General features: G+C 71.2%; 7 protein-coding genes. 3 read left to right on the forward strand and 4 right to left on the reverse strand.

Features of this window, described 5'->3' with window-relative positions:
* A partial coding sequence (locus VI078_11225; GenBank protein ID HEY5999852.1) for a Rossmann-like and DUF2520 domain-containing protein occupies positions 1-904 on the reverse strand: 904 nt, incomplete at its 3' end.
* A 69-nt stretch (positions 905-973) separates the two neighbouring features.
* Here VI078_11225 and VI078_11230 point away from each other — a divergent pair.
* Positions 974-1,597 carry a DUF3786 domain-containing protein gene (locus VI078_11230; protein HEY5999853.1) on the forward strand — a complete coding sequence of 208 codons (624 nt, stop codon included), beginning with the start codon at positions 974-976 and terminating at the stop codon, positions 1,595-1,597.
* 197 nt (positions 1,598-1,794) lie between these two features.
* On the opposite strand, the gene VI078_11235 is transcribed toward VI078_11230, so the two are convergent.
* Genes VI078_11235 through VI078_11245 form a run of 3 tightly spaced genes read right to left on the reverse strand, consistent with a single transcriptional unit; the run spans position 1,795 to position 6,278 of the window.
* Positions 1,795-3,144, reverse strand: coding sequence for a sigma-54 dependent transcriptional regulator (locus VI078_11235; GenBank protein HEY5999854.1), 1,350 nt, complete (start codon positions 3,142-3,144; stop codon positions 1,795-1,797).
* On the reverse strand, positions 3,141-6,092 hold the full coding sequence (locus VI078_11240) for an ATP-binding protein (protein HEY5999855.1): 2,952 nt from the start codon (positions 6,090-6,092) through the stop codon (positions 3,141-3,143). The genes VI078_11235 and VI078_11240 overlap by 4 nt, the downstream gene beginning before the upstream one ends.
* A gap of 9 nt (positions 6,093-6,101) precedes the next feature.
* On the reverse strand, positions 6,102-6,278 hold the full coding sequence (locus VI078_11245; GenBank protein ID HEY5999856.1) for a hypothetical protein: 177 nt from the start codon (positions 6,276-6,278) through the stop codon (positions 6,102-6,104).
* A 199-nt stretch (positions 6,279-6,477) separates the two neighbouring features.
* Here VI078_11245 and VI078_11250 point away from each other — a divergent pair, with 199 nt between their 5' ends.
* Complete coding sequence (locus VI078_11250) at positions 6,478-6,828, forward strand: NADH-quinone oxidoreductase subunit A (protein ID HEY5999857.1); 351 nt, start codon at positions 6,478-6,480, stop codon at positions 6,826-6,828.
* 5 nt (positions 6,829-6,833) lie between these two features.
* A complete protein-coding gene (gene nuoB / locus VI078_11255) occupies positions 6,834-7,448 on the forward strand; it encodes an NADH-quinone oxidoreductase subunit NuoB (GenBank protein ID HEY5999858.1) in 615 nt (204 codons plus the stop codon).
* Positions 7,449-7,549: the final 101 nt, after the last annotated feature.

The following is a 7,549-nucleotide window of genomic DNA, read 5'->3' on the forward strand; positions in this document are numbered from 1 at the left end:
GTGCCCGCCCGCCGCCTTCGCCGAGGACGTCGAGCAGCTCGCCGGCGGCGCGGGCGCTCAGTCCGCCCTTCTCGCGGGCGAGCGGCACCGTCTCGCGCGCCAGCAGCGCGTACAGCGGGAGCAGCTCCGGCGCCCGCCCCCGCAGCGCCGCGACGTGCGCCGCAACCGTGGCGACATCCCCGCGGGCCACCGGCCCGGTGAGCGCCGCCGGGATGCCGAGCCGCCCGATGTTGGCGAGGGTCCCGCGCACCAGCGGCAGCACCGCCCGCAGCGCCTGCCCCCGGTCCGCGCCGAGCGTCCGCAGCAGCCGCGCGGCGTAGTCGAGGAGGGTCACGAGGTAGTTCGACGCCGCGACCGCGCCCGCGTGGTAGAGCGCCGCCGACGCCGGGTCGCCCTTCCACCCCGGCAGGGTCAGCTCGGCGCCGCCGAGCGCCCGGACCAGCGCCCGGACCCGGGTGCGCGCGCCGCGGTCGGCCTCGACGCGAAAGAAGCTCCCCGGGATGCTCGCGACCCCGAGTGCCCGCTCCGGGACCGATTGCAGCGGGTGGACGACGGCGCGCAGCGCCCCGGCCGCGCGCGCCGCTTCCAGCAGGTCCCGGGTGTGCGCGCCGGAGGCGTGGACGACGAGCGAGCCGCGCCGAAAGCCGCCGGCGTGGGCGATGCGCTCGCACAGGCCGCGGATCTCCCGGTCCGGGACCGTGAGCAGCACGATCGCCGCGCGCGCCGCGGCCGCGGCCGGGTCCGCGGTCGGCGTCCCCGCCCCGATGAACCGGACCGCGGAGGCCGCCGAGCGGCGCGTGCGCCCCGCGACCGCTACGACGCGGTAGCCCGCCCGGGCCAGCAGTCTGCCGAGCGCGCCCCCGACGCGCCCCGGACCGATGATCGCGACCGTTTCGCGCTTCATGATGTCGGATTCTCCGGTGCGGGCGCCGGTTCGTCAAGAAACGCCCGCCGCTTCGGCTATGATGCCACCATGGGTGTCGCGGACTCGGGCGAGAAGCGCGCCTGGGAACTGCTCGCGCGCAGCGCCGCTGAGCTGGTCTGCGCCCGCTCCCGGGCGTCGTTCGACGCCGCGACCGGGGCCTACCGGGTCCCGTCCTTCGGGCGCCTCTTCCTCGTCCGCCCCGGGGAGCGCCGGATCGCCGGCCTGGACCCGCGGGGCGCCGCCATCCTCGAGGCGCACGGCGACCTGCTCCGGCTCGCACTGCTCTGGTACCTCGTCCGGGCGGCCGGCGACCGGCCCGCGGACGTGCTCGTGAATCCGGGGCGCCTGCCGGGCGGGGACCTGTTCGCGCGGGGCACCCACGTCCTGCCGCTGGACGCGCTCGCGGCGCGGCACACCAGCCGCCCGGAGAACTTTCTTGCCGCGGGCGGGGCACTCGGCGGCCGCGCGGTGCCCTACGGCGACGCGGCGGTGGAGCTGCCGGCGCTCCCCAAGGTCCCGGTGACGATCATCCTCTGGCGGGCCGACGACGAGTTCCCGGCCCGCGCCGACCTGCTCTTCGACGCCAGCGCCCCGCGCCACCTGCCGACGGACGTCCTCTGGGCGATCGCGATGCTCTCGGTCCAGCTGATGCGCGAGGCGTCCGGGGCCTGACCGCGAGCGCGCCGACCGGCCGGCCGACCGCGCAGTCAGCACGGCAAAGAAAAGCCGTCAGGGCACGAAACGGAGAGGGCGCCGAGACGGGGTCAGATGCAAGGAGCGGTCCCGACGCGGATTCTGAGGCGACCTCGTGGTCGCCGCAGGAAGACGCAAGGGGCGCGACGCGGCAGATGGCCCCGTATCGGCGGCCGTCACTGGTGCTTGAGGCCCCAGCGCTTGCGCTTCTCCCAGAGCGCCTTGCGCGTGATCCCGAGCATCCCCGCGATCTCCTGCTCGCTGCAGGCGCCCTGGTGGGAGAGGATGAACTGCTTGGTGTACTCCTCTATCGAGAGCGTGAACTCCCCCGCGGGCTGCGCCGGCGGCGCCTCGCTCCGGCGCAGGCGCTCCGGCAGGTGCACCGGCAGCACAACCGGCCCGTCCGCGACCAGCACCAGCCGCTCGACGACGTTGCGCAGCTCGCGCACGTTCCCCGGCCACGGGTAGCCCTCGAACAGGCGCAGCGCCTGCGGGTCCAGCGCGAGCGGGCGCCGCCCCAGCTCGGCGGCAAACTGCTCGACGAACCGCCCGACCAGCAGCGGGATGTCCTCGCGCCGCTCGCGCAGGGGCGGCATCCGCAGCGTGATCACGTTGAGCCGGTAGAAGAGGTCCTCGCGGAAACCGCCGCCCGCGACGGCCGAGGCCAGGTCGAGGTTCGTCGCGGCGACGAAGCGCAGGTCCACGCGACGACTCTGCGTCGAGCCCAGCGGCCGGATCTCGCGGTCGTCGATGACCCGCAGCAGCTTCGACTGCAGGCGCGTGTCGAGCTCGCCGATCTCGTCGAGGAAGACCGTGCCGCCGTCCGCCTCCTCGAAGAGGCCGGCCTTGGCCCCGACCGCGCCCGTGAAGGCCCCGCGCTGGTAGCCGAAGAGCTCGGACTCGATGAGGTTCTCCGGGATCGCGCTGCAGTTGATCGGCACGAAGGGTTTCTCGCGCCGCGAGCTCTGCGCGTGGATGGCGCGCGCGAAGAGCTCCTTGCCGGTGCCCGTCTCCCCGAGCAGCAGGACATTGCTGCGCGAGTCGGCGACCTTGCGCACCTCGGCGAGCAGCGCGCGCATCGGGTCGCTCTCGCCGACGATGAGCTCCATGCCGTAGCGCTCGTCGATCTGCTTGCGCAGGATCACGTTCTCGGCCCGCAGGGCGCGCACATGCAGCGCGTTGCGCGCGATGCGCTTGAGCTCCTCGTGGATCACCGGCTTGATGACGTAGTCGTAGGCCCCCGCGCGCAGCGCCCGCACCGCGGTGTCGAGCGTGGCGTAGGCCGTCATCACGATGACGATCTGCGCCGGGTCGCGCTGGCGCGCCTTCTCGAGCAGCTCGATGCCGTCGATCCCCGGGAGGATGATGTCCGTGAGGATGACGTCGAAGGCGCGCTCCTCGATGCGGGGCAGCGCCTCCTCGGCCGAGGCGGCGGCCTCGACCTCGTAGCCCTCGCGCGCGAAGACCCGCTTGAGCGAGTCGCGCAGCGTCGTCTCGTCCTCGATGATGAGCAGCCGCTCGTTCATGGCCTCGGCACCGGCAGGCGGATCTCGAAGGTCGTCCCCGCGCCCCGGGCGCTGTTGATCGTGATCGTCCCGCCGTGCTCCTTGACCGTACCATAGCAGATGCTCAGGCCCAACCCCGTCCCCTTGCCGAGCGGCTTCGTGGTGAAGAACGGGTCGAAGACGCGCTTGACGACCTCGGGCTCGATGCCGCGGCCCGTGTCCGCGACCTCGATCACGACGTCCGCGCCCTGCCGGCGCATCGTCACCCGCAGGTCGCCCCCCTCGGGCATGGCGTCGAGGGCGTTGAGCAGCAGGTTGAGGAAGACCTGCTCCATCTGGTCGGGGTTCACCAGCAGCGCCGGGATCGGCTCGAACTCCGCCTGGTAGCGGATGCGGCGGAAGCGCTTGTCGTAGCGGACCAGCTCGACCGTGCGGTGAAAGATCTCGCGGATGTCGCTCGCGACCTTGCTCCCCGTGGAGATGCGGGCGAAGTCCCCGAGGCTGCGCACGATGCGCGAGATCCGCTCGAGGTGGCCGTTGATCGCGCGCAGCGAGTCGCGCGTGAACTCCCGCCCCTCGGCGCGGTCGGCGTCCACCTCCGCCAGCTCCTGCACGAGCGAGGAGATCGAGGCCAGCGGGTTGCCGATCTCGTGCGAGATCCCCGCCGTCAGCCGCCCGATGCTCGCGAGCTTCGAGGCCTGCAGCAGCTGCTCCTCCATCTTGGTCTTCTCGGAGATGTCCTCGACGACGAGGACCAGCCCGCCGGAGGGGTCCTTGAAGGGGCTGACCAGCACGCGGAAGCAGCGCTGCCCCGGCGCCTGCACGATCTCCTCGACCTGCGCGCCCCCCTGGAGCAGCCCGCGGCGCAGCCAGGGCAGCAGCCGGTCGACGGGCTGGTCGAGCGCCGCCTCGCGGCCGATGCCCGAGAGCGCCTCCATCCCGCGGTTCCAGTAATTCACGCGCAGCGAGGGGTCGACGGTCGCGATGCCCGCCGGCGCGCTCTCGATGATGTTCGCGGAGAACTCCTGCAGGTACGAGAGCGCGATGTTGGTCTGCGCCAGCTCCTGGCGCGAGAGCCGCAGGCTGGCGGTGATCCGCTGGAGGGAGGCCGAGAGCTCCGCCCGCTCGCGCTCGGAGAGCACGAGCTTGTCCTCGAAGATGATCGACGAGAGCGAGGAGCCGATCGCGCCCGAGAGCACCCGCTCGGCCTCGAAGCGCAGCGCCCGCAGCTCCTGCGGCGAGAGCTCCTTGCCCTTCGTCGTGCGGCGGGACGTGAAGTCCGCGACGACGCCCCGGGCCTGGTCCGCGCCGACGTACTGCGCGAGGATCGCCTCGATGTCCGCCACGGTGAACGAGGAACCGACGGGCAGCTCCCGCGCGCGATCGTCGGACTCGACGAACAGCAGCGCCTGGATCTGCTCCTCGCGCGAGGGCCGCTTCGCGAGCGAGAAGCCGACGTAGCAGCCGAGGTTCAGGAACATCGACCAGAAGAGCGAGTTGCCCCACTTGCCGAGGCCGCGCACGGCGAACAGCGCGCCCGGGTCGAGCAGGCCCGCGGCCGCCGGACCCGGCCCGCCGCCGGCGGCGATGAGGCCCGCCTTCTGCATCGCCGGGATGATCAGCGTGTAGAACCAGACGGCGAAGCCCGCGAGCAGGCCGGCGATGGCCCCGGCGGTGCTGCCGCGCTTCCAGAACAGGCCGAGCAGGAACGCCGGGGCGAAGAGCGCGACGGCCTCGAAGGACTTCAGCCCGATGTCCACGAGGCTGTAGAACTCGCCGATCGAGACGGCGAAGAGGTAGCCGAGATAGACCACCCCGAGGATGACCAGGCGCTTGATCGCGAGGATGATCGTCGGGAAGCGCGGGTGCTCGTGCAGGCCGATGAGCGCCGGCATGACGATGCTGTTCATCGCCATGGTGCTCAGGGCGAGCGATTCGACGATGACCATGCTCGTCGCCGCCGAGAAGCCCCCGAGGAAGACCGCGAGGGAGAGCAGCTGCATCCCCTGCCCGAGCGGCAGGGAGAGCACGAAGTAGTCGGCGTCGAGCGCCGAGCCGGTGTGCAGGAGCCCCGCGCAGGCGATGGGGACCACGAAGATGTTGATCAGGAAGAGGTACAGCGGGAAGAGCCAGGCGGCCTTGCGCAGGTGGCGCTCGTCGCAGTTCTCGACGACCGCCATCTGGAACTGGCGCGGCAGCAGCAGGATCGCCAGCATCGAGAGCACCAGCAGCGCGAACCACTCGGTGTACCCGGTGCCGTCGCCGCCGTCGATGGTCAGCATCGAGGCGAACGGCGTCGCGCGGATGCGCCCGAAGAGGTCGCCGAACCCGTCGAAGAGCCCGTAGGTGACGAACGCCCCGGCGGCGAGGAAGGCCAGGAGCTTGACGATCGACTCGAAGGCGACGGCGAAGACCAGGCCGCCGTGGCGCTCGGAGGAGTCAAGGCGGCGCGCGCCGAAGATGATCGCGAAGCCGCCGAGGAAGAGCGTGATCACCAGGCCCATGGCCGCGCCGCCGCGCGGTTCGTGCGAGACGATCTCGAACGTGCTGATGATGGCCTTGATCTGCAGCCCGATGTAGGGGATGACGCCGACGACCGCCACGCCCGCCACGAGCGCCGAGAGCAGCAGGGACTTGCCGTAGCGGAAGCCGATGAAGTCCGAGATCGACGTGATGCGGTTGGCCTTGGCGATGCGCACCACGCGCAGCATGACGATGGCCCAGAGCGAGGCCATGAGCGTCGGCCCGAGGTAGATCGTGAGAAAGGAGAGCCCGCCCGTCGCGGCCCGGCCGACGCTCCCGTAGAAGGTCCAGGAGGTGCAGTAGACCGCGAGCGAGAGCGAGTAGACGTAGGCGTTGTTGACGAGGCTGCGGCCGCGCCGCTCCTGGCGCTCCGCCACCCAGGCGATGCCGAAGAGCAGCAGCAGGTAGCTGAGCAGGATGAAGAAGACGATGTACGGCTTGAACACCCGTCCGTCTCAGTCCCGCGCCGGCGGGCCGCCCCCGCGGGCCGCGCGCGCCACGAGGATCACGAAGAGCAGCCAGAAGGCGAGCAGGTACTCGAAGAGCGCGCCGCGGAAGACCTCGAGCAGCGGCCAGTTCAGGCCGAGCAGCCCGAGGTGGAAGATCACGATCCAGATCGCGACGTCGCTCATGTGCTTTTTTTCCCGCGGTCGCCCAGCCGCCGGACGAGATCTTCCGGCCGGCCCGCGCCCCTGTCAAGGAATGCGCCTGAAATCACGTTTCCTAGTGAAGCATTTCACACTTGCAATCGTCAACATCCGTATGTTATAGGTTCTGCCCGTTTGGCCGGCCCCTTCGGTGGCGACAGGCAACAACGGTGTAGGAGGAGCGGTGGACTTCTACTACCTGTCCTTCAGCATATTGGCGGCGGTGCTGTTCGTCCTGCTCCAGTTCGGGCTCTCCCGCCTGATCGCCCCGCACGACCCGCGCGGCGCTAAGGTCTTCCCCTACGAGTGCGGCGAGGTGCCGCTCGGCTCGGCCTGGACGCGCTTCAACGTCGGCTACTACGTCTTCGCGCTGCTCTTCCTGATCTTCGAGGTCGAGGTGGTCTTCCTCTTCCCGTGGGCGGCGGTCCTCCGCGAGATCGGCGTGACGGCGCTCGTCGAGGGCGGCGTCTTCCTCGTGATCCTCGTCTTCGGCTTCGCCTTTGCCTGGCGCAAGGGCTACCTCGCCTGGCGGTGATGATAATGACCGAGAAGAACGTAAAGGACGAGGCGCAGCGCTGGGAGACGCAGGAGACCGGTTGGGCGCCCGGCGGCCTGCCGGTGCGCCGCGGCGGCTTTCTCCTCACGCAGGTGGACCGCGTGCTGTCGTGGGCGCGGGCCAACTCCCTCTGGCCGCTGACGTTCGGCACCTCCTGCTGCGCGATCGAGATGATGTCGACCGGCGCTTCACGCCACGACTGGTCGCGTTTCGGGTTCGAGGTTGCGCGCGCCACGCCCCGACAGGCGGACATGATTGTGGTTGCGGGCACGATCACGTTCAAGATGGCGACCCGCCTGCGGCTGCTCTACGCGCAGATGCCGGAGCCGAAGTGGGTCCTCGCCATGGGCGCGTGCGCCACCAGCGGCGGGCCCTTCTTCTACGAGAGTTACTCGGTCGTCAAGGGCGTGGACAAGGTGCTACCGGTGGACGTCTACCTGCCGGGGTGCCCGCCGCGCCCCGAGGCGCTGCTGCACGCCCTCATGAAGCTCCAGGAGCAGATCAAGCGCGAGGGCGGGGCGCGGCCGCCGCGGCCGCTGCCGCCGTTCCTCTTCTCGCACTGCCCCGTGGACCCGGAAAAGGACTTCAACCCGTCATGAGCGACGAGACCGCGCCCAAGCCGGCCGCCCCCGCGGCCCAGGCCCCCGCTGCGGCGGCACCCGCCGCGGCTCCAGTTCCGCCCCCGCCGCCGCCACCCGAT

This window comes from bacterium (assembly GCA_036524115.1).
In the GTDB taxonomy this organism is placed as follows: Bacteria; JAUVQV01; JAUVQV01; order JAUVQV01; family DATDCY01; genus DATDCY01.